28 protein-coding genes are annotated in these 26,673 nt (G+C 58.6%); 12 read left to right on the top strand and 16 right to left on the bottom strand.

Going from position 1 to position 26,673, the window contains the following annotated elements:
* From HU730_RS24985 to HU730_RS24970, 4 genes are all read left to right on the top strand, one after another.
* On the top strand, positions 1-816 hold the full coding sequence (locus HU730_RS24985) for a M90 family metallopeptidase (protein WP_186527214.1): 816 nt from the start codon (positions 1-3) through the stop codon (positions 814-816).
* Positions 817-925: 109 nt separating this feature from the next.
* Positions 926-1,453, top strand: a complete 528-nt coding sequence (gene ppa, locus HU730_RS24980) for an inorganic diphosphatase (RefSeq protein WP_003176323.1) — start codon at positions 926-928, stop codon at positions 1,451-1,453.
* A 211-nt stretch (positions 1,454-1,664) separates the two neighbouring features.
* Positions 1,665-2,435 carry a S24 family peptidase gene (locus tag HU730_RS24975; RefSeq protein ID WP_034126892.1) on the top strand — a complete coding sequence of 257 codons (771 nt, stop codon included), beginning with the start codon at positions 1,665-1,667 and terminating at the stop codon, positions 2,433-2,435.
* A gap of 580 nt (positions 2,436-3,015) precedes the next feature.
* Positions 3,016-5,604, top strand: coding sequence for a DEAD/DEAH box helicase (locus tag HU730_RS24970; RefSeq protein WP_034126875.1), 2,589 nt, complete (start codon positions 3,016-3,018; stop codon positions 5,602-5,604).
* Positions 5,605-5,658: 54 nt separating this feature from the next.
* Here HU730_RS24970 and HU730_RS24965 read toward each other — a convergent pair whose 3' ends face one another.
* Positions 5,659-6,132 carry a hypothetical protein gene (locus HU730_RS24965; RefSeq protein WP_034126874.1) on the bottom strand — a complete coding sequence of 158 codons (474 nt, stop codon included), beginning with the start codon at positions 6,130-6,132 and terminating at the stop codon, positions 5,659-5,661.
* Positions 6,129-6,959 carry a hypothetical protein gene (locus tag HU730_RS24960; RefSeq protein WP_034126873.1) on the bottom strand — a complete coding sequence of 277 codons (831 nt, stop codon included), beginning with the start codon at positions 6,957-6,959 and terminating at the stop codon, positions 6,129-6,131. Before HU730_RS24960 ends, HU730_RS24965 begins: the two co-directional genes overlap by 4 nt.
* Before the next feature lie 302 nt (positions 6,960-7,261).
* On the opposite strand from HU730_RS24960, the gene HU730_RS24955 reads away from it, so the two are divergent.
* Positions 7,262-8,383 (top strand): Fic family protein, encoded by a 1,122-nt coding sequence (locus tag HU730_RS24955; RefSeq protein ID WP_186527213.1) that lies wholly within the window; start codon positions 7,262-7,264, stop codon positions 8,381-8,383.
* Between the two features lie 64 nt (positions 8,384-8,447).
* Here the strand turns inward: HU730_RS24955 and HU730_RS24950 are convergent, their stop codons facing one another.
* Entirely contained in the window at positions 8,448-8,684 is a 237-nt protein-coding gene (locus HU730_RS24950) for a hypothetical protein (RefSeq protein WP_034126872.1), read from the bottom strand.
* 509 nt (positions 8,685-9,193) lie between these two features.
* Here HU730_RS24950 and ycaC point away from each other — a divergent pair.
* Complete coding sequence (gene ycaC / locus HU730_RS24945; RefSeq protein WP_186527212.1) at positions 9,194-9,826, top strand: isochorismate family cysteine hydrolase YcaC; 633 nt, start codon at positions 9,194-9,196, stop codon at positions 9,824-9,826.
* A 152-nt stretch (positions 9,827-9,978) separates the two neighbouring features.
* Here the strand turns inward: ycaC and HU730_RS24940 are convergent, their stop codons facing one another.
* The 8 genes from HU730_RS24940 to HU730_RS24905 form a co-directional block, all read right to left on the bottom strand.
* Entirely contained in the window at positions 9,979-11,136 is a 1,158-nt protein-coding gene (locus tag HU730_RS24940) for a glutathionylspermidine synthase family protein (RefSeq protein WP_186527211.1), read from the bottom strand.
* Between the two features lie 11 nt (positions 11,137-11,147).
* Entirely contained in the window at positions 11,148-11,858 is a 711-nt protein-coding gene (locus HU730_RS24935; RefSeq protein WP_186527210.1) for a DUF1190 domain-containing protein, read from the bottom strand.
* Positions 11,859-11,876: 18 nt separating this feature from the next.
* Positions 11,877-12,305: a DUF350 domain-containing protein gene (locus tag HU730_RS24930; RefSeq protein ID WP_003194539.1), complete on the bottom strand. Its 429-nt coding sequence runs from the start codon at positions 12,303-12,305 to the stop codon at positions 11,877-11,879.
* Between the two features lie 16 nt (positions 12,306-12,321).
* Entirely contained in the window at positions 12,322-12,996 is a 675-nt protein-coding gene (locus HU730_RS24925; RefSeq protein WP_060764033.1) for a DUF2491 family protein, read from the bottom strand.
* Positions 12,983-14,017: an ion channel gene (locus tag HU730_RS24920; RefSeq protein WP_186527209.1), complete on the bottom strand. Its 1,035-nt coding sequence runs from the start codon at positions 14,015-14,017 to the stop codon at positions 12,983-12,985. Before HU730_RS24920 ends, HU730_RS24925 begins: the two co-directional genes overlap by 14 nt.
* Positions 14,018-14,089: 72 nt before the next feature.
* Positions 14,090-14,650 (bottom strand): rhomboid family intramembrane serine protease, encoded by a 561-nt coding sequence (locus tag HU730_RS24915; RefSeq protein WP_054896928.1) that lies wholly within the window; start codon positions 14,648-14,650, stop codon positions 14,090-14,092.
* A gap of 156 nt (positions 14,651-14,806) precedes the next feature.
* Positions 14,807-15,505: a PspA/IM30 family protein gene (locus HU730_RS24910; RefSeq protein ID WP_057975573.1), complete on the bottom strand. Its 699-nt coding sequence runs from the start codon at positions 15,503-15,505 to the stop codon at positions 14,807-14,809.
* A gap of 17 nt (positions 15,506-15,522) precedes the next feature.
* Positions 15,523-16,104, bottom strand: a complete 582-nt coding sequence (locus tag HU730_RS24905) for a YjfI family protein (RefSeq protein ID WP_116665030.1) — start codon at positions 16,102-16,104, stop codon at positions 15,523-15,525.
* 560 nt (positions 16,105-16,664) lie between these two features.
* On the opposite strand from HU730_RS24905, the gene HU730_RS24900 reads away from it, so the two are divergent.
* The 6 genes from HU730_RS24900 (at position 16,665) to HU730_RS24875 (ending at position 22,895) form a co-directional block, all read left to right on the top strand.
* The gene (locus HU730_RS24900; RefSeq protein ID WP_186527208.1) at positions 16,665-17,309 is read left to right on the top strand and encodes an NAD(P)H-dependent oxidoreductase; all 645 of its coding nucleotides are present in this window, start codon (positions 16,665-16,667) and stop codon (positions 17,307-17,309) included.
* The gene (locus HU730_RS24895; protein WP_186527207.1) at positions 17,248-17,625 is read left to right on the top strand and encodes a MerR family transcriptional regulator; all 378 of its coding nucleotides are present in this window, start codon (positions 17,248-17,250) and stop codon (positions 17,623-17,625) included. Before HU730_RS24900 ends, HU730_RS24895 begins: the two co-directional genes overlap by 62 nt.
* 122 nt (positions 17,626-17,747) lie before the next feature.
* Entirely contained in the window at positions 17,748-17,990 is a 243-nt protein-coding gene (locus HU730_RS24890; protein ID WP_003194556.1) for an exodeoxyribonuclease VII small subunit, read from the top strand.
* Complete coding sequence (ispA, locus tag HU730_RS24885; RefSeq protein ID WP_034126861.1) at positions 17,987-18,874, top strand: (2E,6E)-farnesyl diphosphate synthase; 888 nt, start codon at positions 17,987-17,989, stop codon at positions 18,872-18,874. Before HU730_RS24890 ends, ispA begins: the two co-directional genes overlap by 4 nt.
* A gap of 110 nt (positions 18,875-18,984) precedes the next feature.
* The gene (dxs, locus tag HU730_RS24880) at positions 18,985-20,883 is read left to right on the top strand and encodes a 1-deoxy-D-xylulose-5-phosphate synthase (RefSeq protein ID WP_034126860.1); all 1,899 of its coding nucleotides are present in this window, start codon (positions 18,985-18,987) and stop codon (positions 20,881-20,883) included.
* Between the two features lie 137 nt (positions 20,884-21,020).
* Positions 21,021-22,895 carry a TonB-dependent receptor gene (locus HU730_RS24875; RefSeq protein ID WP_096144072.1) on the top strand — a complete coding sequence of 625 codons (1,875 nt, stop codon included), beginning with the start codon at positions 21,021-21,023 and terminating at the stop codon, positions 22,893-22,895.
* A gap of 90 nt (positions 22,896-22,985) precedes the next feature.
* Here the strand turns inward: HU730_RS24875 and HU730_RS24870 are convergent, their stop codons facing one another.
* The 5 genes from HU730_RS24870 to thiL all read right to left on the bottom strand — a co-directional run bounded on the left by HU730_RS24870 (position 22,986) and on the right by thiL (position 26,673).
* The gene (locus HU730_RS24870; RefSeq protein WP_096144071.1) at positions 22,986-23,771 is read right to left on the bottom strand and encodes a cobalamin-binding protein; all 786 of its coding nucleotides are present in this window, start codon (positions 23,769-23,771) and stop codon (positions 22,986-22,988) included.
* Positions 23,768-24,187: a hypothetical protein gene (locus tag HU730_RS24865; protein ID WP_034126857.1), complete on the bottom strand. Its 420-nt coding sequence runs from the start codon at positions 24,185-24,187 to the stop codon at positions 23,768-23,770. The genes HU730_RS24870 and HU730_RS24865 overlap by 4 nt, the downstream gene beginning before the upstream one ends.
* A complete protein-coding gene (gene ribA / locus HU730_RS24860) occupies positions 24,184-24,801 on the bottom strand; it encodes a GTP cyclohydrolase II (RefSeq protein ID WP_005791841.1) in 618 nt (205 codons plus the stop codon). Before ribA ends, HU730_RS24865 begins: the two co-directional genes overlap by 4 nt.
* A gap of 129 nt (positions 24,802-24,930) precedes the next feature.
* Positions 24,931-25,653 carry a transporter substrate-binding domain-containing protein gene (locus HU730_RS24855; RefSeq protein ID WP_186527206.1) on the bottom strand — a complete coding sequence of 241 codons (723 nt, stop codon included), beginning with the start codon at positions 25,651-25,653 and terminating at the stop codon, positions 24,931-24,933.
* Positions 25,654-25,707: 54 nt separating this feature from the next.
* Complete coding sequence (thiL, locus tag HU730_RS24850) at positions 25,708-26,673, bottom strand: thiamine-phosphate kinase (protein ID WP_186527205.1); 966 nt, start codon at positions 26,671-26,673, stop codon at positions 25,708-25,710.

Below are 26,673 nucleotides of genomic sequence, written 5' to 3'. Positions count from 1 at the left end.
GTGTGGGCCCTCAGCGCCTGGCGTCGCCGGCGCCTGCTGGCCAAGCACCCGATTGCCGATGACACCTGGCAACGGGTGCGCCACCACCTGACCTTCCTCGACGGCATCACGCCGGAGCAAGACCAGTGGCTGCGCGAAGCCTGCGTGGTGTTTCTCAGCGAAAAACACCTCACCGCCCTGCCCGGCGTCGAACTGCACCAGGAACAACGCCTGCTGCTCGCCGCCCAGGCGCAATTGCCGCTGATGAACCTGGGCGACCTCGACTGGTACCAGGGCTTCCATGAGATCGTGTTGTACCCCGACGACTTCCTCAGCCCGCAACGCCATCGCGATGCCAGTGGCGTGGAGCACGAATGGGACGGCGAACACAGCGGCGAAGCCTGGCAACAAGGCCCGGTGATTCTCGCCTGGCCTGGTGTGCTCGCCAGCGGCCAATGGGAAGGCTACAACCTGGTCATCCACGAGCTGGCGCACAAGCTGGACATGCTCAACGGCGACGCCAACGGCCTGCCGCCTCTGCACCATGACATGCGCGTGCAGGACTGGGCCAGCGTCATGCAAGGCGCCTTCGATGACCTCAATCGCCAGTTGGACGCCAACCCAGACGCCGAGACCGAGATAGACCCTTACGCTGCGGAAAACCCGGCGGAGTTCTTTGCCGTCACCAGTGAATATTTCTTCAGCGCCCCGGATTTACTGGTCAACAGTTATCCACAGGTGTACGCCCAACTCAGCCGCTTTTATCGCCAGGATCCCCTGGCCCGCCTGACTCAACTGCAAGCCAGCGACCCGCGCTACTCGCCACAGGGCGAATGACCGTACGACGCTTGGCGCATGGCATAGGCGTCAGAATATGCCTATAATCGCCGCCACTTTTAGGCCAATCCGGCCATGTCACATGGCCAACTAACGGGGGCAACGCCCAATGAGCTACAGCAAGATTCCGGCTGGCAAAGACCTGCCGAACGACATCTACGTCGCCATCGAAATTCCGGCCAACCACGCGCCGATCAAATACGAAATCGACAAAGACAGCGACTGCCTGTTCGTTGACCGTTTCATGGCCACCCCGATGTTCTACCCGGCCAACTACGGTTTCATCCCCAACACCCTGGCTGACGACGGTGACCCCCTCGACGTGCTGGTCGTGACCCCTTACCCGGTCACCCCAGGCTCGGTTATCCGCGCCCGCCCAGTCGGCATCCTGAACATGACCGACGACGGCGGCGGCGATGCCAAAGTCATCGCAGTGCCACACGACAAGCTGTCCCAGCTGTACGTGGACGTGAAGGAATACACCGACCTGCCGCCACTGCTGCTGGAACAGATCAAGCACTTCTTCGAGAACTACAAAGACCTCGAAAAAGGCAAATGGGTGAAGATCGACGGTTGGGGCAACGCAGACGCCGCCCGCGCCGAGATCATGAAGTCGGTTGCTGCCTACAAAGGCTGATACCCGCACCTCAGTGCCACGGCAAATAAAAAGCCCCGTTAATTCGGGGCTTTTTTATGGGCCAGACTAAACATCAAGTTCAATGTTTAGTTGCAGCGTTTAACCAAGTTGCATACATGAAAGATCAAGCCATAACTAAGCCAGATCCTACAACGGCAAATCAACGCATGGTTTATTTGATGGGACTTTCCGGCCAGTAAACTCTGCGTTTATGAATACATCAGGTGATCGTTTAAAAGCACTACTACGGGAAGTTCATCTTTCCGCCTCCGACTTCGCCAAGAACCGCGGCGTCACGCCTCAGCACGTGAACAACTGGTTCAAACGCGGCGTCCCCATGGGCCGACTCAACGAGATCGCAGAATTGCTGTGCGTCTCAAGTCGCTGGTTAAGCGACGGTAAAGGTCCCAAGCACCCGCCTGCCAACTACCTGTTGGAAGGCCCCATCGCAAGGATTGCAACTACCCGCGAAGACACAGGCAAATACCTTACAGGCCCCGCCTGCCGCCCGGAAAAAACCGACGTGGAGATTCCTCTCCACCCCACCTTCACCTCAACCGAACGCATCCGCGTCTCCCTGCATAATCTGGAAACCCTCAACGTCAACCCCGACCGCGCGATAGGCGCCTACATGGTCGACAACAGCATGATCGACATCATCCAACAAGGCGCCACCCTCGCCATCGACCGAGGCCGCACCCAAATCATCGACGGTGAAATCTACGCCGTCGAACACGACGGCATGCTGCGCATCAAGTACCTCTACAACCGCCCCGGCGGCGGCCTGCGCATGCGCAGCCACAACGCCAGCGAACACCCGGACGAATACCTCAACCATGAGGAACGCTTCGAACAAAGCTTCAAGATCGTCGGCTGGGTATTCTGGTGGTCCACCCTCAACAACCGCCGCCCACCGGTGCCACTGGATGAACACCTGCTGGGCTGGGAAGGCTCTAAATCGGAACCGGAGGTGGGCAACTGAGGTGAATGTGGGTATCATGCGCCGCACATTTGGCAGGGGTCGCTTTTAGCTGATTCCCTGCCGGCGAAGCGGAGGAGTTCCCGCGGATGCCCCTACTATTCAGCCTGACGCAATGTGGGCTGAGCGATTTGAAGGCTGGTGAGGTTTGTCAAAAACAAGCTGAGGCAGTCCCCGAGAAGCCGGCCACAAGCCGGCTTTTTAATGCCTAAACCCCGCGTAAAATGGACTCTGGGCTGGTTTCAGCACTCCAGCCCATACTCCTCAGCCACATTTGCCCTCTACCCAGCAATGAACCTACGACGCTGCCTTTGCAACTTCAAACAAGGCTGGATAGGGCTTAACCCTGTAAGTGACAGAGCAGCGCATTTTTGATAGCGTCAAGCCATTACTAACGGCAATGGGTAGCCGGATGCTAGCGCGCTCAGGTGGTTCGCGCAGGCTGAAGGACCAGCTGTTTGCGCCTGGATGCGCCCCATCAGTACCGTGACCTCACGTACTCAGCCCGAAACACGGGCTCCTTCCAGCGTATGCAGCGCCGCTTCTTCAGCAACACGTTTCGCTGCACTAGGGCCCAAATATCATGGCGTTTAAAAAAAACCCAACTCAAACCCCCGCTCCAGAAAGCCCGGATCGGCTATTTCGTGACCTTCCTCGTCGCAAACATCCAAGCCTGTACGATCATCAAGGCCAGATACTTAGGACGTACGTTTCGGACGCAGTTAATGTCAGCGACGTTGCATTGCAGCTACCGACTGGCAGCGGGAAGACTCTTGTCGGGCTCCTACTTGCTGAATGGCGGCGACGTAGGTTCAAAGAGCGGGTTGTCTACCTCTGCCCCACTCGACAACTGGTAAATCAGGTTGTCGAGGAAGCCTCAACGAAGTACGGCCTAACGGTCGAGGCATTCACAGGACAGGTAAAGCGTTATACGCCTGAAGCGAAGGCAGCCTACCTTAGTGGCCAGCGCGTTGCAGTGACCACGTACAATAGCCTCTTCAACGTGAACCCTTTTTTTGAAGCCCCAGACATCATCATCATTGACGATGCACATGCGGCGGAGAACTACATTGCTAGCCAGTGGACGATGCGTATCCAACGCTCCGAAGATCCGACGCTGTTCCAATCAGTGGTTAGCGTTCTGAGGAGCGTCATCTCAGATCAAAGCTACGCGCGCCTAACCGGCAATTGGAACAGCATGGACGACATTAATTGGGTGGATAAAATCCCCACTCACCAAATGGATGAGATTGCCAACGAGTTGCGCACTGCAATCGCCGAGAACGTTGGTAATGGCGACCACAAATTCGTGTGGCGGATGATTGGAGACCACCTGCAAGGATGCCAACTCTACCTATCCGCCACAGAGGTATTGCTCCGCCCACTGATCCCGCCCACTTGGACACACAAGCCATTCTCAGGCGCAACACAGCGTATCTTCATGTCGGCAACACTCGGAGCTGGAGGCGATCTAGAACGGCTAACAGGGCGCAACAACATAAAGCGCCTGCAGATCCCCGACGGATGGGATCGACAAGGCATTGGACGTCGATTCTTCGTGTTCCCAGAGATGTCACTAGACCAGGAGGACTGCCTAGGGCTCCGACGTAAACTTATGAAAGAAGCAGGGCGTAGCCTGGTGCTAACTCCTAGTGCCGGCAGTGCGGAAGAGATCGCAAAGGACGTAAAAGCGTCACTCCGCTACAAGGTGTTCCGTGCTGACGATCTGGAAGAGAGCAAAACGGCGTTTACCAACAGTAGTCCAGCCGTTGCGGTGGTAGCAAATAGGTACGACGGCATTGACTTTCCGGATGATGACTGCCGCCTACTCTTTGTCGAAGGCCTACCACGTGCCACAAATCTACAAGAACGCTTCCTCATGAATCGAATGGGGGCAAATCTCCTATTCAATGAGCGCGTTCAAACAAGGGTGCTCCAAGCAATCGGACGCTGCACCAGAGGACTTAACGATTACTCGGCCGTGATTGTGACAGGAGAAGATCTCCCAGCCTATCTCACGGACCGGAAGCGACGCAGTTATTTGCATCCAGAACTACAGGCAGAGCTTGAGTTTGGTATAGAGCAGTCCTCCAGTATCACGGCTGCCGAGATACTAGACAACTTCGACATTTTTCTCGAGCATGAAGAGGCATGGGAGGAAGCCAACCAAAGCATACTCGAAATGCGAGAAAGCGTGTCTCAGTTGGAGTTCCCAGCAATGGACCAACTAGCTGCCATCGTTCCAAATGAAATCGCATGGCAAGCCGCGATCTGGAATGAGGATTACGTAAGCGCGTATGAAGCTGCACGCGAGGTTCTAGGCGGCCTAAGTGATGCGGGTCTACGAGGTTATCGTGCTCTCTGGCATTACCTCGCTGGGAGCGCTGCAGAGCGCGCCTCGTCAGAAGGTGAGCCCGGCTTCGATGGCAATGCCAAACAGCAATTCAAGAAGGCAAAGGAATCGGCAGCCGGTATCCCGTGGCTCATTGCTCTTGCACGAGGATCCAAAACGGAGCCTTCTGTTATCGATTCAAACCACGCAGTTGTACAGCTACAAGTCGAGCAATTGGAGACTCATCTCGCCAATCTTGGAACTCTTCACAATAGGACATTTTCGGCCTTTGAGAAGCGAATTAGAGTGGGGCTGCAGGCAGCAGGAACGTTTGAGCAAGCACAAGTACTCTTAGGGCAGCACCTAGGCTTTAACGCAGGGAAGAAAGAAGTCGATGCCTCACCAGATCCATGGTGGATTATTGGCAGTATCGCTATCGTTTTTGAGGATCACGCAAATGCAAAAGGCGAAGGCAGCACCATTGATGCAACCAAGGCTAGGCAGGCCGCCTCGCATCCCGACTGGCTACGAGAGCATGTGGCTGGGGCCGCTACAGCATCTATATACCCTGTACTTATAACTCCTGCTACGAAAGCTAAACAGGGTGCTATCCCTCATCTTGGCCGCGTAGCTCATTGGAGTTTGAAAGATTTTCTGTCATGGTCTGAAGTGGCTCTTAGTAACATTCGAGAGCTACGGCGCAACTTCACAGAGCCGGGAGACCTAGCATGGAGAGCTCAAGCCGCTGAAGCCCTGGTTAACGTGCGAGCCGACGCTCCTGGGCTTACAGAGTGGCTCTCTAATCGGCCGGCACGAGAGCATCTGATAGCTGTGCCTTGATCAAGCAGTAGTGCCTTCTTAATACTACGTCGCTTAAGAAGGCACTGAGGGCGGCTATGTTAACTTCCGGTCAGTTCTATCCAGACGCTTCAAACGAATAGAAAAGGTTGCTTCAGCTACAGGTGAAAAAAAATCATCAGCGTCCAAACGACGCTTCTGACCGTCAATGAGCCCCATCAATCGATCGTGAATATCTTGCTCGACGCGTAAGTCGCGCTTGATTTTTCGCATTCGCAGAAAATAGCTATAGAGCAGAGATAGTGAGCCGCACACGAAAACTAATCCGAGTGCAGTGCTGACGACCCTCCAAGTGCCGGAAATTACGAAATCGTTTCCAGAATACAGTGCAAAATAGCCCAAAGATATAAGTAAAGCATAGAGCACAGCAGAGTTAAGCAGAACTTTCAAACGAGCCGCGTCGAGCCTTTCAACTAACTCATCAATTGCTTTTGCAGATTGCTCTGCGAGCGCCACTAGCTCATTCAACTCTTCGACAAGACGCTCAGACGCGGAGCCTAAAGGGTTCATGAGTGGGCCGTCGATATTGTAGCAACGCTCTTAGTAAACTCGAGCAGGATCTTATCTTGCTCCTGACGCTCGAGCGAGGAAGTTGCCACTTCACCATTCCATTTGAAGTCTTTCTCGTAGGCGCACACCTGAAGTACATATATTCCAATATTCTGAGCCCCAAGATCTCGCTGAAATTCGGAGAGCATACGACTGAAGTCACTTGTACCAGCCGGGTGGTAATGTGCCAGTGCATCGTCTCGCTCATTAGCAAAGAGGTCGACTTTATTAACGGCGATCACTATCCATTTAGGCTTAGAACATGTTGACCACATTCTTCTAATGTCGCTCAAGAAAACCCGCAGATCTTCTAATTCCAGCCGAAGATTACGCTGGCGCAACTTTTCGATTGTCGTTAATCCATCAGTATTTATCAGCGTCTTTATTAAAACCGAATCGCGAGGAGCCACATAACCAAAATCCACTACGTGGATTGCACCTTCGAGTTGTTTATTGTCCTGAAAGGACTCAATCGCGCCTTTCGATCGATAACCATCTTGACCCGGAAGAACCCTGACTAGCTTTGCCCAAGATCCGGCTGAGACTGCGGCAACTTCAACGTCCAGCGACTCCAAGGGTTGCTCCAACCCAAGTTCACGTGCTCGCCCATGCATTTGGGATGTGAGCAGGGTCTTGCCCGCACCAGCATGGCCAGTTACCACTATTTGGGTTGCGCCAAGGTCCATAAAAGCCTTTAGTTGCGTCAAATATTTCTGGATTGTATAACGATTGTCGTAGCTTTTTTTGCCAATGCGGGCCGCAAGTGAAATAGCAGTAGTCCATTCCATAAGAGTCTTTGTCTCAATGCCTAGGTGGAAGCTGAGGTTGCGCCCGAACGGTAGTAAGGGTCTGCTGGCGTTCCTCTTAGGCTATCACGACAAATGGCCCTTCGTATGCGGAGGCTGCATGCAATCGTTGATTGGTTGAGCATCCAACATGTCGCCAACAGCGACACGAGGATGAAACATGTCGCAAAAACACAAAAACAACGACACGTTATGCACGCGGGTTTACACTAGCGACATGACAAGGGCGCTTATAAAAGCGGCCTCACCTTTAATTGGACGTCCTAGTGAGTGAGCGTGCGCCCGTGACAAACCCCCAGCGGCCTTGGCAGGCGGATAGACCCTATAACCAGCTTCCACCCTTGCCACCAAAGGCAGAACTGGAAACCCGAGCAGTCCTCAAACGCTGCATCGAAGCTCGAGCAGCCTTGGCCGAATTGAAACAAGCAGCCGAGCTGATTCCTAACCAAACGATGCTGATCAATACGATCCCGCTGCTGGAAGCCAAGGACAGCTCCGAGATCGAAAGTATTGTCACTACTACAGATTTACTCTTTCAGCATGCCCAGGATGGCGCCAATCATGCAGATCCCGCGACCAAAGAAGCCCTCCGGTACCGCAAGGCTCTACATAACGGTTTCCAGTCGCTGGCTGAACGTCCACTCTCTACCGGCACAGCAGTAGAGATCTGTAGCACGCTCAAGGGTGTAAACATGGACATCCGTCGAGTACCTGGCGTCCAGCTAGCCAATGATCGGACCGGAGAAATTATCTATACCCCACCAGAGGGCGAAGATCGCTTACGCGACTTGCTCGCCAACTGGGAACGTTTTCTACACAACGAGACAGACCTCGACCCGCTGGTTCGCATGGCTGTCGGGCACTATCAGTTCGAGGCTATTCATCCATTCACAGACGGCAATGGTCGTACCGGGCGTGTGCTAAACACCCTGTATCTGATCCAGGAAGGTCTGTTGAATCTTCCGATTCTCTACCTTAGTCATTTCATCATTGCGCATAGAGCCGATTATTATCGACTACTGCTTGATGTCACACGCGAACAGGCCTGGGAGCCCTGGCTGCTGTACATGCTCACTGCGGTGGAAGAAACCGCTCGCTGGACCAGCGCCAAAATTGCCGCCATTCGCAGCCTGTCCGAACACACCAGCCAATTTGTTCGCGAGCGTCTGCCGAAAACCTATTCACGCGAATTGGTGGACGTGATTTTTGAGCAGCCCTATTGCCGTATTAGCAACGTCGTCGACAAGCAGATCGCTCAGCGCCAGGCTGCTTCTCGCCACCTCAAAGAGCTGGTCTCCATTGATGTTCTGCAAGAGGTTCAGGTCGGAAAGGAAAAACTGTTCATTCATCCAAAGCTGATGCAGTTGCTGATTCGCGACAGCAACGAATTCAAGCCCTATTTCTGAGCCGAAATTAATGAAATCGTGAATGAGTCGCCTGGACGATAACAACCGAACAGGCGACGTTGTATCACCTAGCCTGCAAACACTCCACAGCCCTATCCGCCACCATCTTCGCCATCTCCACCAAGTGCATTACCGCCCTCTGTGGTGCAGCCACTGACTCGCCGATCACCTGCGACGTAGCCAGCGCACAATGCAGCAGCTCAGCCACCTGCACCCAGGCATCCTCGAAGCTCAGTTCTTCATTGACCGTGAATGGGTTGGTCGGGTGTGACGACAGCGTATCTGAACGAACGTTATCCATAGCAAAACTCCTAGCAGTAAGTGACTACCACCGTCCTTTCGCGACTAAACGAGCAGAGGTGGCGGCTGTACGCAGGTTAGTCGACCGGCCGCTAGGCACCGGCGCACCCGAGGGTGCCCTGCGCACAGCCACCATAAAGTGCAGGCAAGAAGACACCTGTCTTTGGGATGGCGCGTGCGCCTAGCGAGGTCCGGGCGACTAAACCCGATCACTGAATTAGCAGTGACGGTCAGCAGCCTAGTCACCCAATTCCACTGGCGCAAGCGGTTGGGATTCTCTCGGAAACGTCCTGCAAATGAAAGGGATCGAACCTGCTGGCTACTCAAAATCAGGTAATTCATTCGCGTTATGCGCAGCAGTACGTGGCTTCCAATCGCTCGCTAGCAATTGTCCTATTTAAGTTGACAGTAAGACTCCTTTCATCCGATTTATCCCTCCTGATCTACCCATTAATCTGTGCCCATGTTGAACGCAACGCCCAACCAACCTAAACAAAAAAGGATTCAACCATGAGCACTGCAACCTACAACCGCTTGAACAAAGACGACGCCATTGTTCTGCTGGTCGATCACCAGACCGGCCTGATCTCCCTGGTGCAGGACTTCTCGCCCAACGAGTTCAAGAACAACGTGCTGGCCCTGGCTGACCTGGCCAAGTTCTTCAACTTGCCGACCATCCTCACTACCAGTTTCGAGCAAGGCCCTAACGGCCCGCTGGTGCCGGAGTTGAAGGAGATGTTCCCGGACGCGCCGCATATCGCTCGCCCTGGTCAGATCAATGCCTGGGACAACGAGGATTTCGTCAAGGCGATCAAGGCCACCGGGCGTAAGCAGATCATCATTGCCGGTGTGGTGACGGATGTGTGTGTGGCGTTCCCGACATTGTCGGCGCTGGCAGAAGGGTTTGAGGTGTTTGTGGTGACGGATGCGTCGGGCACGTTCAACACCACGGTGCAGCAGGCGGCGTGGAGCCGGATGACACAGGCCGGTGCACAGTTGATGAACTGGTTCTCGGTGGCGTGTGAGTTGCACCGCGACTGGCGCAACGACATCGAAGGGCTGGGGAATCTGTTGTCCCAGCGGATTCCTAACTATCGCAATTTGATGAACAGCTACTCGGCCCTGTCTGCTCGCCAGAGCTAAGACTGCCATGCTCCGTATTGAGCCTGCCTGAAAAGGCAGGCTTTTTTATGGGCGTAGATTGAGATGCGTGTGGGTGACGCGGAGCGTCACTGGATGCATTACCACGCGGAGCGTGGGAACGATCAAGCGGAGCGTGGGAACGATCAACTTCCTTAATCCAGGATCAAGTGCGGCAGAAACCGGCTTGAGTCCTTGGTGATCAAGCTATTGTCCTCTCGCACCCCAATCCCCGCCGCCTGGTCGCCAATGACCCAGGAGCCGATCAGCGTGTAGCTGTCCCCAAATTTTGGCAGCGGTGCGAACTCCTGAAGGATGAATGGCGCATCCGTGTAGGGGCCGTCTTCTTTTACGATCAGGCCGTCGGCGGTTTGTAGTTCGATGTTGGCGCCTTCCCGGGAGAAGAACGGCTTGCGCACCCAGCCTTTTGGCACGGCCTTGCCTGGGTCGGTGTCCAGGTGGGACGCGAGCAGGTTGGGGTGGCCTTGGTTGAATTCCCACAGCAGCGGCAGGATGCCTTTGTTGGAGAGGATCGATTTCCACGCGGGTTCGAAGAACTGCGTGTCGCTCTTGGCAATCGCGGCACCAAAGGGCTCGTGGAAGATGAACTCCCAGGCGTGCAGTTTGAACAGGTGGGGGATCCAGCGATCTTCAAGGTCGACGAAGCGGCCTTCGCTGGTCAGGCCGATGTCTTCGACGTCGATGTGGCGCGATTCGATGCCGACTTTTTCGGCAACCAGACGCAGGTAGTCGGTGGTGCCTTTGTCTTCGATGGAGTCTTTCATCGAGGCGAAGTAGAACGGCTGGTTGACCTGCAGTTGGGCGAAGGCCTGGTGCAGTTTGGTGTCGATGCTATTGAACTGGTCGGCGTGCTTGGGCAGCAGGCCGCGCTCGATGCATTGTTCCAGCCAGCCCCACTGAAACGCGGCTGCTTCATAGAGGCTGGTGGGGGTGTCGTAGTTGAGCTCCAGCAACTTGGCGGGCCCGCTGCCGTTGTAGGAGAAGTCCATGCGCCCGTACAGGTGCGGGTGACCTTCGAGCCATGAGGTTCGGATCATGTCGTAGAAAGGCGCGGGGATGCTCAGGCGTTCAAGCAGTTCTTCGCTGTGGACCACGCGGGCGACGAGGTCCATGCACATGTCATGGAGCTCGGTGGTCGGGTCTTCGAGGTCGCGCTCGATTTGCTTGAGCGTGAACTGGTAGTACGCGCTTTCGTCCCAGTAAGGTTCGTCGTCGATGGTATGGAACAGGAAGCCAAGACTCTCGGCTGTGTGTTTCCAGTCATGACGCTCTGCGCATTGGATCTTCTTCATGGCCGGTGTCCTTAGCTGCTCGACCCGCCGCCCCAGCCGCTGCGTGCGCTGGCTTTGCTGCCGAAGCCGCCGCGGGAGGTGGCCGATGAAACCGAGCTCGACTTAGGTGAAGAGCGCAGCGTGTTGGTGTAATTGCTGCTGCCGTACCGGGCCTGATTGGAACGGCCAAAGGTCGCGCCATTGGACACGCGCTGGTTGAGCGTCGAATTACCGTAGTTGCCGCGATCATCGCGATAGCGGTACACCGGTTCCGAACGGTAGCTGTTGCGGTTGTTGCTCAGCATGTTGCCGATCAGCAAGCCGGTCAGCAGGCTGCTGGTGGAGAAGCCTGAGCCGCCGCCGCTGGCCTGAGCGTTGGCCGCTTGCGCATTGGCAGCGTCGACCTGGGATTGGGTCACCTGGCCTTCGGCGGTCAGTTCGAAACCGCCCAAGCGCGGGATGAATTTGCCGGTGGAGTCTTGCTGGCACCAGTCAGCGACAAAGTCGGCGTCGCAATCGGTCTGGCTGTCATACACCGGCGCAATGCGGCGATGCTCGGCCATGGCCGTCATGTAGGCGTCCGAGCAGACGTCTACCGGAAGTTTTTCATCGGCGCATTGCTGTACCGATTGGAAGTTGTACTTCTTTTGCAGGTCGTAGGTTTTTTCCGTTGGGCCACAGCCGGATATCGCCATGGCGACCGACGCTGCCAGCGACAGCTGGACGTACTTGCTTCGTTTCATCGGGAGCTCCGTGGGCAATCAGTTCGAGGTGGGCGTCATGCACGCGGCATTCAGCATGCCGACGCTGATGGCCACCGCGGCCACGTAGATACCGGCCGCCAGTTCGCCCTTCTTGATGCGCTCGGACGTGCCTTTGAGCACCAGGCTGGTCAGCAGGAACGCCAGCAGTTGGACGACGGCGGCGATCACGGCCCAGACGATGAAGTCGAGAACGTTGATCGAGTAGGCAATCACATTGCTGGCCGGAATGGCGAAACCGACGATGGCACCGCCCAGGGCGACCGCTGCGGAGGTGTTGCCCGCACGGATCAGTTCGAACTCCTTGTGCGGGGTGATGCGGGTGTAGATGAACTGGAACAGCGCGAACAGTACCGCAGCCCCCAGGATGTAGAGGACAAAGCCGAGCACCGCAGCTTTGTTGAGGGAGATGGAGAGTGCTTCTAGCATGGACGGCTTCCTTTTTTTAGAGCGTAGTCAGGTCGGTGGTGTACAGCGAAATGCCCAGGGATGTGCTCAGGCTGATGGTGCCTTCGGCATCTTCTTCGACGGAGAACAGCAGGAACTCTCGGCGGTCGGTCAAGCCGGTGTCGCGGGCGTATAGCATCGAACGGTGCTCGACGCTGTAGGTGGCTTCTGGGCTGGTGACCTGTTCGCTCATCGCCACCAATTCGGTCTGGCCGTCCTCGCTGCCCCACTCCCGGAAGTACTCGACGCCGTCGTGGATGTAGGTCGGCAGCCCGATCAGGCTCTGTGGGCCCGCCAGCCTGCGCAGTTCCGCTTCACTGCTGATGGTGACGTAGCTGAGGTAGTTGAACAGAATCACTGACTCGACCTGGCCCGCTATCTGGCCGGTGGTGTGCACCTGCAACCAATAATCTTCGTCGTTCATGTAATAGCGCGACAGCCAGGTGGACTGGCCAAGATCGATGGTGCCATTGCTCCAGATTTCCTGGGAGCCGGGGATCACCACGTTGGTTTTTTCATCGAGCAGCAATTTCAGGGTCGTGTCAAACATCACGCCCTTGCCCGGCGCCAGGCCCAAAGGACCGGTAGCAGGCAGGCTTGGGCTGGCGGTTCGGCTCGAGTCGGTAGTGGCTTTTGGGGCCTCAAGCCCCATCAACTGTTTAAGCCATCCCATGGGAGATTTCCTTAAGGCGAGTGGAAGCGATGTAGAAGAGTTCGCCGCCTTTGACCTGTGTGGCACTGGGCGGATTGATCGACGGCTGCTGAACGCCTTTGGCGCGATAGCCGATGAGGGTGGCGTTGTGGCGCTCCTTCATCTGCGTGTACAGCTCGCCGAACGTTGCCTCAAAGGCATCGGGCAATTTCATCAGGTACTGGGTGGCGCCCTGCCCCACGCACAGCAACTCATTGATGACCACCGACGAGCCCGGATCCTGGGAGGCGCGCACCAGCATTTCGATCGCCATGCTGGACGTGCATTCAAGGCGCGGGGCGTAGGAGCTGGCCAGTGCAGCGATTTCACTTTCGTTGAAGTGGGCGACCACATGCCCGACGGGACTCAGTTGGTTCACCGCCAGCACGGTGGCCAGCGTCAGGTCATCAGACAGGGTTCGCACCAGCACACGCTCGGCACCGGGCACACCGGCACGCAGCAACAGTGCGGTGGAAGACAGGCTTTCGCCGCGGATGAACGCTGCTTTGCCCGGCATCGGGTTTTCTTCAAGGCTGCAATCGCAGATCACGATCAGGTTGTCGTTCGAGGTTTCGTCTTGCAGCAACAACTCAATCACCCGTTCGCTGGACGCGCCCTCCCAGCCGATCAGCACGGTATGGCCGACCTTGCCGGTGAAATCACCTTTGCCTTTCATGCCTTTTCTCCATGCATCGATAACACTGCTGGTGGTTTTGCCGATGGCGGCCGTGAGCAGCGCAATGCCCCCGAGCATGACCCAGGCCGCCACGAAAATTCGTCCCGCCGAGGTCTGCGGCGCGAGGTCGCCATAGCCGACGGTGAGTGTGGTGGTGAGATAGAAGTAGATAAACGTGGCGGGAGCAGTGAGGTGTTGTTCGCCCAGCAACACCAGGCCCAGGTAAGCCGTGCTCAGGTGGACACCCAAGGCAACGATCAGTCCTGCCCAACCGAAGCGGTGAAAGAGGGACGAGGCGTACATGCGTAACAGTAGGAAAATCGACATTTGGCCCCTGGCTCCCTGGGTACTTGAATCCTGACGACAGCATCGCCTCGGCGTCTGGATGCTCAAGTGCGTTCACCCGGCATTAAACCCGCTGCGCGGCGTGGATAGAAGTACCTTGGCTGCAATAAATCCGGCGAGCGCACCAAACAGATGCCCTTCGAAGGAAACGCCCTGCCGCGGAAGGAAGCCCACGACCAGTCCGCCATACAGCAAAGCCACGACAGCGGCTGTTAGCAGGTTGCCCCAGCTTCTATGGAACCAGGCGCGAGACAGCAGATAAGCCCATAGCCCGAACACCCAGCCGCTGGCGCCGACGTGTACGCCTGAAAAACCAAACAGCCAGACCAACAAGCCGCCCAGCAGAATGATGATGGCGCTGACGGCGATGAACCGGTTGACCCCTTCGATGATGACCAGAGAACCCAGGATCACAAAGGCAATCAGGTTGGCGCTCAGGTGGGCGAAGGAGGCGTGCAAAAACGGCGAGGAGAGGATGCCGAACAGACCCTGCACCGTTCTCGGGATTAGCCCGAATGCCATGAGGCTGTAACCGGTCGCCACATTGAGCAGTTGCAGCGCGACCATGAAGAGGGCCAGGCCTGCGATTGTCTTGAAACCCTTCAAGGCGTTCATCCTGACCTCAACATACAAAAGAAAGGCACTGCGACTGTGGCGAGGGAGCTTGCTCCCGCTGGGACGCGAAGCGGCCCCAAAAACAGGACTGCTGCGCAGCCCAGCGGGAGCAAGCACCCTCCCCACAGAGTTGCAGGCTTAACTGACCTGCGTTGATTACTCAGCCGACTTTTGCTTCAGACGCTCCAGAATCGCATTGGCACTGCCTTCGTTCGGCGTGATGCCGGCATCGCGCAGTTTGCGCTCCAGGTCCGTGCCCGTTGACGCATCAGCCAGCTCATCCTGGGCTTGCAGCTCAGCGGCACGTTGCTGCTGCTTGGCCTGCAAGCGGTTGAGCGTACCGACGGCGGTTTCCAGCTTGCCGTTGGCACCACCGCTGGCAATGGAGGCACTGACCTGGGCCTTTTGCACGCTGTCGCGAGCCTTGGCCATGTCCACTTGCTGGCGCAGGCTTTTGATGCGGCTCTCGGCCTTGGTGATGTCTTTGCGCATGCTTTCAGCGTACCCACCGAACTCGGTGGTCTGCTTTTGCTCCACGTCCCGCTCGTTGGTCAGGGTCGAAATGGCTTCGGCCACTTCCAGGGCGAGGTCTTCACGGTTGGCCTGGATAGCGGCCATCGCCTTGGATTCCAGGTCTTTGATCTTGGCGTCGTACTCGCCAACGCGATCAGCCGCCAGTTTGTGCTTGGCCATGATGCTTACCAATTCACGCTTGGCGTTGGCCAAGGCGCTGTCGGCATCGCGAATTTCCTGGTCGAGGATGCGCAGGGCCTGTTGGTCGACGATCGATTCGCCGACTTCGCTGGCACCGCCACGCAACGCGGTGAACAATTTGCTCCAGATGGACTGAGTCATTGGATTTTCCCGAATAATTAAATGAAGAAACGTTCGAAGGCTTCGCTGGCGCGCTGCACGTTATCAACCAGGGTTTTCACCTCGGTCACGATGTTGGTCAGGCTGGAGTCGGAGCTGAGCGCACCGAACATGTTGTAAACCACCTGCCCGTTCGGCATGGACTCGATACCGATGGACGACAACGGGAACATCTCCCGGCTGCGCAGCACGGCGTCGTTGAATTTCGCGACATCGTTGATGGACTCGGCGTCGACCAGGACGGTATCCACGATGATTTGCTCGCCCACCACCGCGATGTAAATCGGCAAGCCACCAAAGTCGTTCATCTCCAGCTTGATGCTGGACTCGGAGCCTTGGACGAGAGAAAGCGTAATGTCATTGGACGTCACGTCATCCAGCGCCTGAAGAGCACTGTAGAGACGATCAATATTCCAGTTGGTACCTGCGCTCATGAAATTCTCCGACATGAATGAGCCAGCCAGGATCGGTTGGCGTAGCTGTTTCTCCATTTGCTTGAGCAGGCTTCGGTTTTCGGGAAGCACCCAAGTCTCGTGTTTCACATAACCGGCCGCCGCCAGCCCCGCACGCATCTGCTTCATGTAAAAGCTCGACGGCTTTTTTGCGGACGGCTTCAAGCGCTCTCCCTTGAGGCTTGTTGAATCGGTATCGGGCCCAGTTGATGGGCTCGATGGAGAGCTGCTGTTCATGGTACTGACCTCGCTGTGAAAAACTCACGCGTGAGAAAATCTACAGGCAATCCGCAAGGTACTCAATAGCTCACGCGTGAGATTTTTCCTTACATTTTTCAACCATCGAAAAGACCCTGCCTACCCCGCCAACTCTCGCTCGATTTGCTCGTCTGCAGGGAAGTTTGTCCAAAAGCGCGACTTGATGGCACCAAGACAATTGTGCAGCAGCCTGTTGCACAATTTTCCGAATCCGACCACGCCTTAGCAAAAGCACGCCTGTACTTGAAATCGCGCGGCGAAGAACCCTGATGTCAGGGAAGGCAGGCTAGCCAGCCCACAGTACCGTCACAAGCGTTCATGAGCACTTCAGGAAGGGTCCTGCGCACCTCACAGAAAGGTCCTGCTGGCACTTGACTCTCCCCTATACGGCACCCCCTACCCTGAATGCCCTTTTCTCAGAACTTATCACCATGAGTCAGCGCATTTTGGTCATTCTCGGCCACCCGTCCTCCGATAGCTTTTGTTCCGCCCTCGCGCGCACCTATATCCACGCTGCGAAAACGGCCGGCCACGAAGTCCGCGTCCTGCGCCTGGGTGATCTCAGGTTCGACCCCGTCCTTAATGATGGCTATACCCAGGCACAGACGCTGGAGCCCGACTTGCTCAGCGCCCAGTCCGACATCCTTTGGGCCGAGCACCTGGCGTGGGTGTTCCCTGTCTGGTGGGGCGGTGTCCCGGCACTGATGAAGGGCTTTATCGACCGCGCTTTCCTACCCGGCTTTGCCTTCAAATACCGCGCAGGCAAGGCATTCCCAGACAAGTTATTAAAGGGCAGAACCGCGCACTTGTTAGTGACCCTGGACACGCCGCCGTGGTATTACCGCTGGGTTTATCGCATGCCGGCCATCCACCAGATGCGTCGTACCACGCTGGCGCTTTGCGGTATCACGACCGGCAAGACGCTGCTGTTGGGGCCGGTGCTGGGCTCTTCGCTGACGCAGCGGGCCAAGTGGCTGAAACAGGCCGGCGCACTATTTGAAAAAGGGAATTTTCATGTACATCGGCAAAGCCGCGCAGTTGTCCGGCACGACCATCAAGGCGATTCGTCACTATGAGGCGATCGGGCTGATGCCAGCGCCTGCGCGTCGGGGCGGTTATCGCATTTATACCGAGCAGAGTGTCGAGCGGCTCATGTTTATAAAGTGCGCGCAACAACTGGGGTTCAAGCTCAAGGAATTACAGGAGATTTTGCAGGGGTACGAGGGTGATGCGCTTCCTTGGGACAAGGCTGACCAAGCCATCGCCAATAAGAAGCAAGCGTTAGCCATGCAAATTGTGGCATTGCAGAATATGCATCGGGGTTTATTGGTCTTCGAGGCCCAATTGAAAGCGGCGCAGGGGGAGTGCTCGGTGGCCACGAAGGCAAGCTGAGACTCTGTGAGCCGAATAAACCCATCAATCGGCTCACATCCTCGTGTGTGCGCCACTCATTTGCCCCAATCCCCCATGTCTGCTAGTGTCGCGCCGGTTTACCGTCTACCGGAATTGCCGCCATGGCCCGCAAAAAAGTTGCACTCGATTTCGAACAATCCCTCGCCGACCTGCAAGCCCTGGTCGAGCGTCTGGAGAACGGCGAGTTGTCGCTGGAAGACTCGTTGACAGCGTTTGAGCAAGGCATCGGCCTGACCCGCGACTGTCAGAGCGCGTTGGCGCAGGCGGAGCAGAAGGTCCAGGTGTTGCTGGAGCGTGACGGGGAGTTGGCCGAAGAACCTTTCGATGCGGAACAGCCGGAATGATCAGCGCGTATCAGGCCAGTAGCCAAGCCCGGGTGAATGCCGCGCTGGAGCCCCTGTTTGTTGCGCCAAGCCCGGAAATGACGCGCCTCTATGAAGCCATGCGCTACAGCGTGATGAATGGTGGCAAGCGGGTGCGCCCGTTGCTGGCCTATGCCGCCTGCGAAGCTCTCGGGGCGCCGGCAGCCGAGGCGAATGGTGCGGCCTGTGCGGTCGAGTTGATCCACGCCTATTCCCTGGTGCATGACGATTTGCCAGCAATGGACGATGATGATTTGCGTCGCGGCCAGCCCACCACCCATAAAGCCTTTGATGAAGCCTATGCGATCCTGGCCGGTGACGGCTTGCAGAGCCTGGCGTTCAGCGCATTGCTGGACCCGCGCTTGAGCAGCGTCAACGCCGAGATCCGCCTGCGCATGGTCACCGCCTTGGCCCACGCCGCAGGCCCGGCTGGCATGGTCGGCGGGCAAGCCATCGACATGGGCTCGGTCAGCCTCAAGCTGGATCAAAAAGCCCTGGAACACATGCATCGCCACAAGACCGGCGCGCTGATTGAGGCGGCCGTGCAGTTGGGCGCCCTGGCCAGTGGCCGCGCCGGCGCCGAGCAATTGGCGGCCCTGCAGACCTATTCCCGCGCTATCGGCCTGGCCTTCCAGGTGCAGGACGATATTCTCGACGTGGAAAGTGACACCGCCACCCTCGGCAAACGCCAAGGCGCCGATATCGCACGGGACAAGCCGACTTATCCTGCATTGCTGGGGCTGCAAGCCGCCAAGGCGTATGCCGTCGAGCTGCGCGACCAGGCCCTGGATGCCCTGCGACCTTTCGACGCGGCGGCCGAGCCACTGCGTGACCTGGCGCGGTATATCGTCGAACGTCGCCACTGACAGCCGCGGCCATTTGCGCCGCATATCGGCCAAGTTAGGCCCTCTGCGTGGGCAGTTTGCACGGCTTGAGGTAAACTGCCGCCTCTTCTATACCTATAACGATTCGCCTGATGCCCACGACGTTTCAAGAGATTCCCCGCAAACGCCCGTCTACGCCCCTGCTCGACCGTGCTGCCACGCCGGACGGCCTGCGTCGACTGGGTGAAGCCGAGCTGGAAACCCTGGCCGATGAGCTGCGCCTGGAATTGCTCTACACGGTCGGCCAGACCGGTGGGCATTTTGGCGCCGGGCTGGGCGTGATCGAGCTGACCATCGCCTTGCATTACGTGTTCGACACCCCGGACGACCGGCTGGTGTGGGACGTGGGCCACCAGGCGTATCCGCATAAAATCCTCACCGGCCGTCGCGAGCGCATGGCCAGCCTGCGCCAGAAGGACGGCCTGGCCGCCTTCCCGCGCCGTGCCGAGAGCGAGTACGACACCTTTGGTGTCGGCCACTCCAGCACGTCCATCAGTGCAGCGCTGGGCATGGCGATTGCCGCCCGCCTGCAAGGCAGTGAGCGCAAGGCGATTGCGGTGATTGGTGATGGCGCGCTGACCGCAGGCATGGCCTTCGAAGCGCTGAACCATGCGCCGGAAGTGGACGCCAACATGTTGGTGATCCTCAACGACAACGACATGTCGATTTCGCGCAACGTGGGTGGCCTGTCCAATTACCTGGCGAAGATCCTCTCCAGCCGTACCTACGCCAGCATGCGCGAAGGCAGCAAGAAAGTGCTGTCGCGCCTGCCTGGCGCTTGGGAAATCGCGCGTCGCACCGAAGAATATGCCAAGGGCATGCTGGTACCCGGCACCCTGTTCGAAGAGCTGGGCTGGAACTATATCGGCCCTATCGACGGCCACGACCTGCCCACCCTGATCGCCACGTTGCGCAACATGCGCGACCTCAAGGGCCCGCAATTCCTGCATATTGTCACCAAAAAAGGCAAAGGTTTCGCTCCGGCGGAAGTCGACCCGATTGGTTACCACGCGATCACCAAGCTCGAACCCCTCGATGCCCCCGCCGCCGCGCCGAAAAAAGCCAGCGGGCCGAAGTATTCCGGGGTGTTTGGCGAATGGCTGTGCGACATGGCCGCCGCCGACCCGCGTCTGGTAGGGGTTACCCCGGCGATGAAGGAAGGCTCCGATCTGGTGGCGTTCAGCGAGCGTTTCCCGCTACGTTACTTCGACGTGGCGATTGCCGAACAACACGCCGTGACCTTCGCGGCCGGCATGGCCTGCGAAGGCGCCAAGCCAGTGGTGGCGATCTATTCCACCTTCCTGCAACGCGGTTATGACCAGCTGGTTCACGATGTGGCGGTGCAGAACCTCGATGTGCTGTTCGCCATCGATCGCGCCGGCCTGGTAGGCGAAGACGGCCCGACCCATGCCGGCAGTTTCGATCTCTCGTACCTGCGCTGCATCCCCGGCATGCTGGTGATGACTCCGAGCGACGAGAACGAACTGCGCAAGATGCTCAGCACCGGCCACCTGTACAACGGCCCGGCCGCTGTGCGCTACCCGCGCGGCACAGGCCCGAATGCCGTGATCGAGAAAGACCTGGAGCCGATTGAAATCGGTAAAGGCATCGTGCGTCGCCAAGGCAGCAAGACTGCATTCCTGGTGTTTGGCGTACAACTGGCCGAAGCCTTGAAAGTCGCTGAGAAGATCGACGCCACCGTGGTCGACATGCGGTTCGTGAAGCCACTGGATGACGCGTTGGTGCGCGAGATCGCCGCTGGCCATGAGCTGCTGGTGACCGTCGAAGAGAACGCCATCATGGGCGGCGCCGGTGCGGCAGTCAGCGAGTTCCTGGCGCGGGAGAATATCCTCAAGTCGGTGCTGCACCTGGGCTTGCCGGATGTATACGTCGAGCACGCCAAGCCGGCGCAGATGCTGGCTGAATGCGGGTTGGATGAAGCGGGTATCGAGGCGTCCGTTCGCGAGCGCCTGGCGCTACTGAATCTGTAATCTGCCCCAGCTGTGGGAGCTGGCTTGCCTGCGATGACGGCGGCACATTCGCTAACAATGTGTCAGATACACCGCTATCGCAGGCAAGCCAGCTCCCACAGTGGTTTTGCATGACCTTCGAATGCTATGGACAGCCCATGAAACGCCTGTGCCTTGCCCTGCTGCTGCTACCCTGCGCTGACCTGCTCGCCGACACCCGCGACCAGGCCCTGAAGCTCTCCGACGTGGTCATCAGCGCCAACCGCCAAGTCCAGGCGCGTAATGACAGCAGCGCCGCCAACACCGTATTCACCCGCGCCGACATCGACCGCCTTCAGCCCACCAGCGTCACCGACCTGCTCAGCCGCGTGCCGGGCGTGCAAGTTGCGCCAACCGGTGGGCGTGGCAGTTTGCCGGGGATTTTCATTCGCGGCACCAAGTCGGCGCAGAGCCTGGTGCTGGTGGACGGCCAACGCATCGCCAACACCACCTCCGGCGACAGCGGCTTGCAATACCTCAACGTCGATCAGATTGAACGGGTGGAAGTGCTGCGCGGTTCACGTTCGGTGATTTACGGCAGCGATGCGATTGGCGGGGTGATTCAGGTGTTTACCCGGCGCAATGCCGAGCAAGGCTTGCAGCCGCGCTTGAAACTGGGCTTTGGCAGCAACCAGACCTGGGAGCGCAGCTTGGGCCTGTCGGGCGGCGATGAACACACGCGCTTCAACCTGGGCGCGAGCCTGGATGAAACCGCCGGTATCAACGCGAGCCACGCGTCGTTTCCCAGTGACGGCGACCATGATGCCTACCGCAACCAGTCCATCAGCCTGAACCTCAGCCATTCGTTCAGCGATGAGCTGGAGGCGGGCTTCAACCTGTTGGATAACCGTGGCAAGTCGGAGTACGACAACAGTTATGGCCGCTACGACGGTGCCACCGGGCAGAGCCTGGGCCAAAAACCCTACACCGACTACACCGTGAGCAGCGCCAGCGGCTATGTCGATGCCAAGCTCAATGACAGCTGGCAGTCGCGCCTGGAGCTGGGCCACAGTGAAAACCGCGACACCAAGCGCGATACCCTCAGCGATGATTACAGTGCATTCAACACCTACCGCGACTCGGTCAATTGGCAGAACGACCTGACCCTGGATGAGCAAAACAGCCTGATCGTCGGCGGCGACTGGTACGAAGATCGTTTCCACGGTTCTACCACCTTTACCGAGAACAGCCGCTGGAACCGGGCAGCGTTCGTGCAGCATCGCTTCCATAGCCAGTGGTTTTCCACCGAGCTGGGCCTGCGCCGCGACCAGAACCAGCAGTTCGGCGGCCAGAACAGTTGGAGCGGCACCCTGACCTTGCCGGTCAACCCTGACAATGACCTGCTCTTGAGCTACAGCGAAGGCTTTCGCGCGCCGACCTTCAACGACCTCTATTACCCCGACACCCAGTACAGCAACCCCAACCTGCAGCCCGAGACATCAAAGAGCTACGAGCTGCAATGGCGCAGCCAACTGAGCGACAGCACGCGCCTGGAAGCCTCGCTGTATCGCACCGACCTGAGCGACGCGATTATCCTTGACGCTGGCAAGCCGCAAAACGTGGCGTCGGCGCGGATCAACGGCTTTGAAGCGGCGCTCAAGCAGGAACTGTTTGGCTGGCAGGGCAACCTGGGCCTGTCGCTTATCGACCCGCGTGACCGTGACAGCGGCCACACCCTGGCACGTCGCGCCCGGCGAACGGTGAACCTGGATCTGGACCGGCAATTTGATCAACTCGGTCTCGGCGCCAGCTGGCAAGCGATCAGCAGCAGCTACGACGATGAAGCCAACCGCAACCGTCTGGGCGGTTATGCCTTGTTGGGGCTGCGCAGTAGTTGGGCGTTGAACCGGGAGGTGTCGTTGTCGTTGAAGGTGGATAACGTGCTGGACAAGTCTTACGCACGGGCGAAGTACAGCTACCTCGGGGAAAGCCAGAATTATCGTGAAGAAGGTCGGGTGTGGATGGTTGGGGTGACGTGGACACCTGAGATCTAAGTAGCCTGATCCGGCGTCATCGCAGGCAAGCCAGCTCCCACAATTGAAATGCATTCCCCAGTGGGAGCTGGCTTGCCTGCGATAGCGTTGTCACAAGTTCGGCGCAATCACCTGGCACAACCGCCCCACCGCCTCCAACATCTGCCCGCTGGGCCGCTCCAGGCCCTTGTCCGGCACCAACCGCACCCGAGCGGCCATCGCCGGCCATGCCTTCCAGGCCTCCTTCTGAGCCTGATCCCCCACCAGGATCACCTCGGGGTCTCGCGCCAGCACCGATTCGATATTCACCTGCGGCGCCGGCAACTTCAGGTCATCAAACACATTGCGCGCCCCGCACACGCTGAGGGCATCGCTGATGATCTGCCCACCGCCCACGGTGTACAGCGGCTGGTTCCACACTTGGTAAAACACCCGCAGCGGCTCGGCCCGCTGGTAGCGCTGGCGCAACTCGGCCAAGCGCTGGCGCAGTTGTACCGCGAGCTGGCGCCCCGCCTCAGCGCGGCCCAATTGCTCGGCAATGGCCTGCACCTGGGCGGTCAGTTGTTCAAGGCTGTGGGGTTCTGCGACGTACACCGGGATATTCAACCGCTGGAGCTGCTCGCGCTGGGCCGGGCCGACGCTGCCAGGCCACAGCAGGATCAAGTCGGGCTTGAGGCTGAGCAGGCGCTCCATGTCCAACTGGCCGTAGTGCCCGACCGAGGGCACCTTCGCCAACGCCGCCGGGCGCTCACCACCATCAAGCACGCCGACCAGCAAGTCCTCGGCACCCAGTTCAAGCACGATTTCAGACAGTGACGGCGCCAGGCTGACGACGCGTTCGACCGCCAACGCCTGGGCACTGAATACCAGCAGCAGCGCCAGCCAATAGCGCTTCATCCCAACTGACGCGGTATGCGATAGAGATAGAACAACACCAGCGTCGACAGCGCCAACAGAAACAGCGGCACCGCCTCCAGGCCGACGAATACCGCCAGCGCACCGATCCAGGCCGGTAACGCTGCAACCAGCAACGCCGTGCGCCGACGCGCCGCCAGGGTGATCCAGGCCGCGGGCTCGTCAGCAGTATCAAGGGCTTTGGAGGTGGCGATCAGCGCGTGTTTGTAGGCGTGAAAATAACGCAGGCTGAGAAACATCGAGGCCACGCCGGCGATGAAGAACGGCATGGCCAATACGGGCAACAAGGATTCAGCACGGCCAAACAGCAGGTTGATCACGAACAAGGGCAGCAACGCCAGGGCCAGGTACTGCCACCAGTTGAAGGACAGTCGCCGTTTCACCTGGCCACGGGTCACGCGCGGTCGACCTCGCCCTGGTGCTCGTTGCCCATCATGTGGTCGAGCTTGCTGGCTTTGGTGGCCAGGTAGAGTTTGTTGTGCGGGTTATGCCCGGTGTGCAGTGGTACGCGCTCGGCCACGGTGATGCCCATCTCGGTCAAGGCTTTGACCTTGCGGGGGTTGTTGGTCATCAGGCGCAGGGATTTGACCCCCAGGTGCTCGAGCATCGGCAGGCAGATGGCGTAGTCGCGCTGGTCGGCAGCAAAGCCCAGGCGCTCGTTGGCCTCCACGGTGTCGGCGCCGCCGTCTTGCAGCTCGTAGGCGCGGATCTTGTTCAACAGGCCAATGCCCCGGCCTTCCTGGCGCAAGTACAGCAGCACGCCACGCCCTTCACGGGCGATGGCCTGCAGTGCGGCCTCCAGTTGCGAGCCGCAGTCACAGCGCTGGCTGAACAGCGCATCGCCGGTCAGGCACTCGGAATGCACACGCCCCAGCACCGGCGCGCCATCGGTGATGTCGCCGAGGCTGAGCACAACGTGCTCGCGCCCGGTGGCTTCTTCAAGAAAGCCGTTCATGGTGAACGTGGCAAAAGGGGTAGGCAGCTTGGAAGCGGCGACGAAAACGACGGGCACCGTGTGCTCCTGATTTCAGATTTCACAGAGGCGGGCATTGTAACAGCACGTTCCTACAGACGCTTAAGCTGAATTATCGCTGATAAAGATCAATAGGTTCGATTGGCCTTTGAGTCAGTTCTATGGGCGTCAGAACGGATACGGCTGTTTCCAGCGTTCGAATATCGATTTCAACTCACCGGTCTGGACCAGGATACCCAAACGCTGGTCATACACGGCCATCAATGCCCTGCCGCGCTCGGTGTCGGCAAAGCCTACGTAGAGCGGTAATTCAGCGATATGGGTGAGTTTGAACAGCGCCGGGTCTTGCGCCTGGCTGAGCACGTATTTGGCTTCGGTGAGGGCGTCGATATAAAAATCGGCACGGCCGTGTTGCAGCATTGGCAGAATGCCGCTGCGCCGCTCGATCTGGTTGAAGCGGCGCACGGTGGGCAGGTATTCCTCGTATTTATAGCCGCGCACCCAGGCCAGGCGGTAGTTGCCCAGGGTCGCCAACGTCGGCGTGGGTGAAGTTGCCAGCCCGAGAGCGTAGACATGATCGGCGTCGAAGTTCCAGCGCGGGTACAGCACTGCGCTGACCTCATCGCGGTAGGTGCCGACACAACCATCCGCCTCACCACGCTGGGCCAGGCCGACCGATCGGGTATAGGGCACGCTGCGAGTTTCCAGGGTAATGCCTGCTGGCTCGAAGACGCGGCGCAGCAGGTCCCAGGCCAGGCCGCTACCATCTTTGTTGGTGTAGTCGTTCCACTCCTCACTGGCCAGCACGATTTTGCCGGGCACGGGAGTGTCCGCCTGGGCCAGGGAAACGAAGGTACACAGCACGATCAGCAGCCAGCGGCGTGCAGCCATAGTCACGGCCTCTTACTCGGGATAATCGTCTAAAGGGTAGCGCAGACCGCCGGCTCAGGGCGTCTGGCGAAAATGCTGGTAGCCGCGCACGGCCGGGGTGATGTCCTGGCCGTCGCCGTCGAGCAGCGTCACGCCGTGCCCCGTTTCGACCCGACCGACCACATGCACCGGCCAGCCATCCGCCTGCAACGGCGCCAACTCGGACGGTGGCAAGGTGAACGCCAACACATAGTCGTCGCCCCCGCTCAACGCCGCTACTTGAGCCTGGTCTTCACCGACAAACGCCAGCAAGGCCTCGGACAACGGCAACCGCTGGCGCTCAACCACCAGGCGCACCGCTGACGCCTTGGCGATATGCCCACAGTCAGCCAACAGCCCATCGGAGATATCCATCGCCGCTGTCGCCTTGCCCCGCAGCGCCAGCCCCAGGGCCAGCTGCGGTTGCGGCGACCAGTAATGCGCCAGCAGCGGCTCGGCGATTGCTACGTCAGCCGTGCGTTGCCCCAATACCAGCGGCAAGGCGCCAGCGGCATTGCCTAACTCGCCGCCCACACACAGCAAATCACCCGGCTGTGCACCGCTGCGCGTCAAGGCCTGGCCAGCCGGCACACGGCCGAACACGGTCAGGGTCAGGCTCAGCGGCCCACGGGTGGTATCGCCGCCCACCAAGCCTACGCCGCAGCTTTGCGCCATGGCGTTCAAGCCTTGGGCATAGCGTTGCAGCCAATCGGCTTCGACGCTCGGCGTGGTCAGGGCAAGGGTAAAGGCGAGGGGGTGGGCGCCCATGGCGGCCAGGTCGCTCACCGCCACGGCCAGCGAGCGCTGGCCGAGCAGGAACGGGTCACAGGGGTCGGCAAAATGCACGCCAGCCACCAGCGTATCGGTGGAGACTGCCAGTTGCTCCCCGGCGGGAAGCGCCAGCAAGGCGCAGTCGTCGCCGATCCCCAGGGCAATGCCTTCGCCGCCTTGCGCACAAGGCGCGGCGGCGAAGTATGTGCGGATCAGCTCAAACTCACCCAT

It is taken from the genome of Pseudomonas sp. SWRI22 (assembly GCF_014268395.2).
GTDB classification, from domain to species: domain Bacteria; phylum Pseudomonadota; class Gammaproteobacteria; order Pseudomonadales; family Pseudomonadaceae; genus Aquipseudomonas; species Aquipseudomonas paracarnis.
Note: the sequence above shows the minus strand (reverse complement) of the source record. Positions and strands in the feature narration are given on the sequence as shown.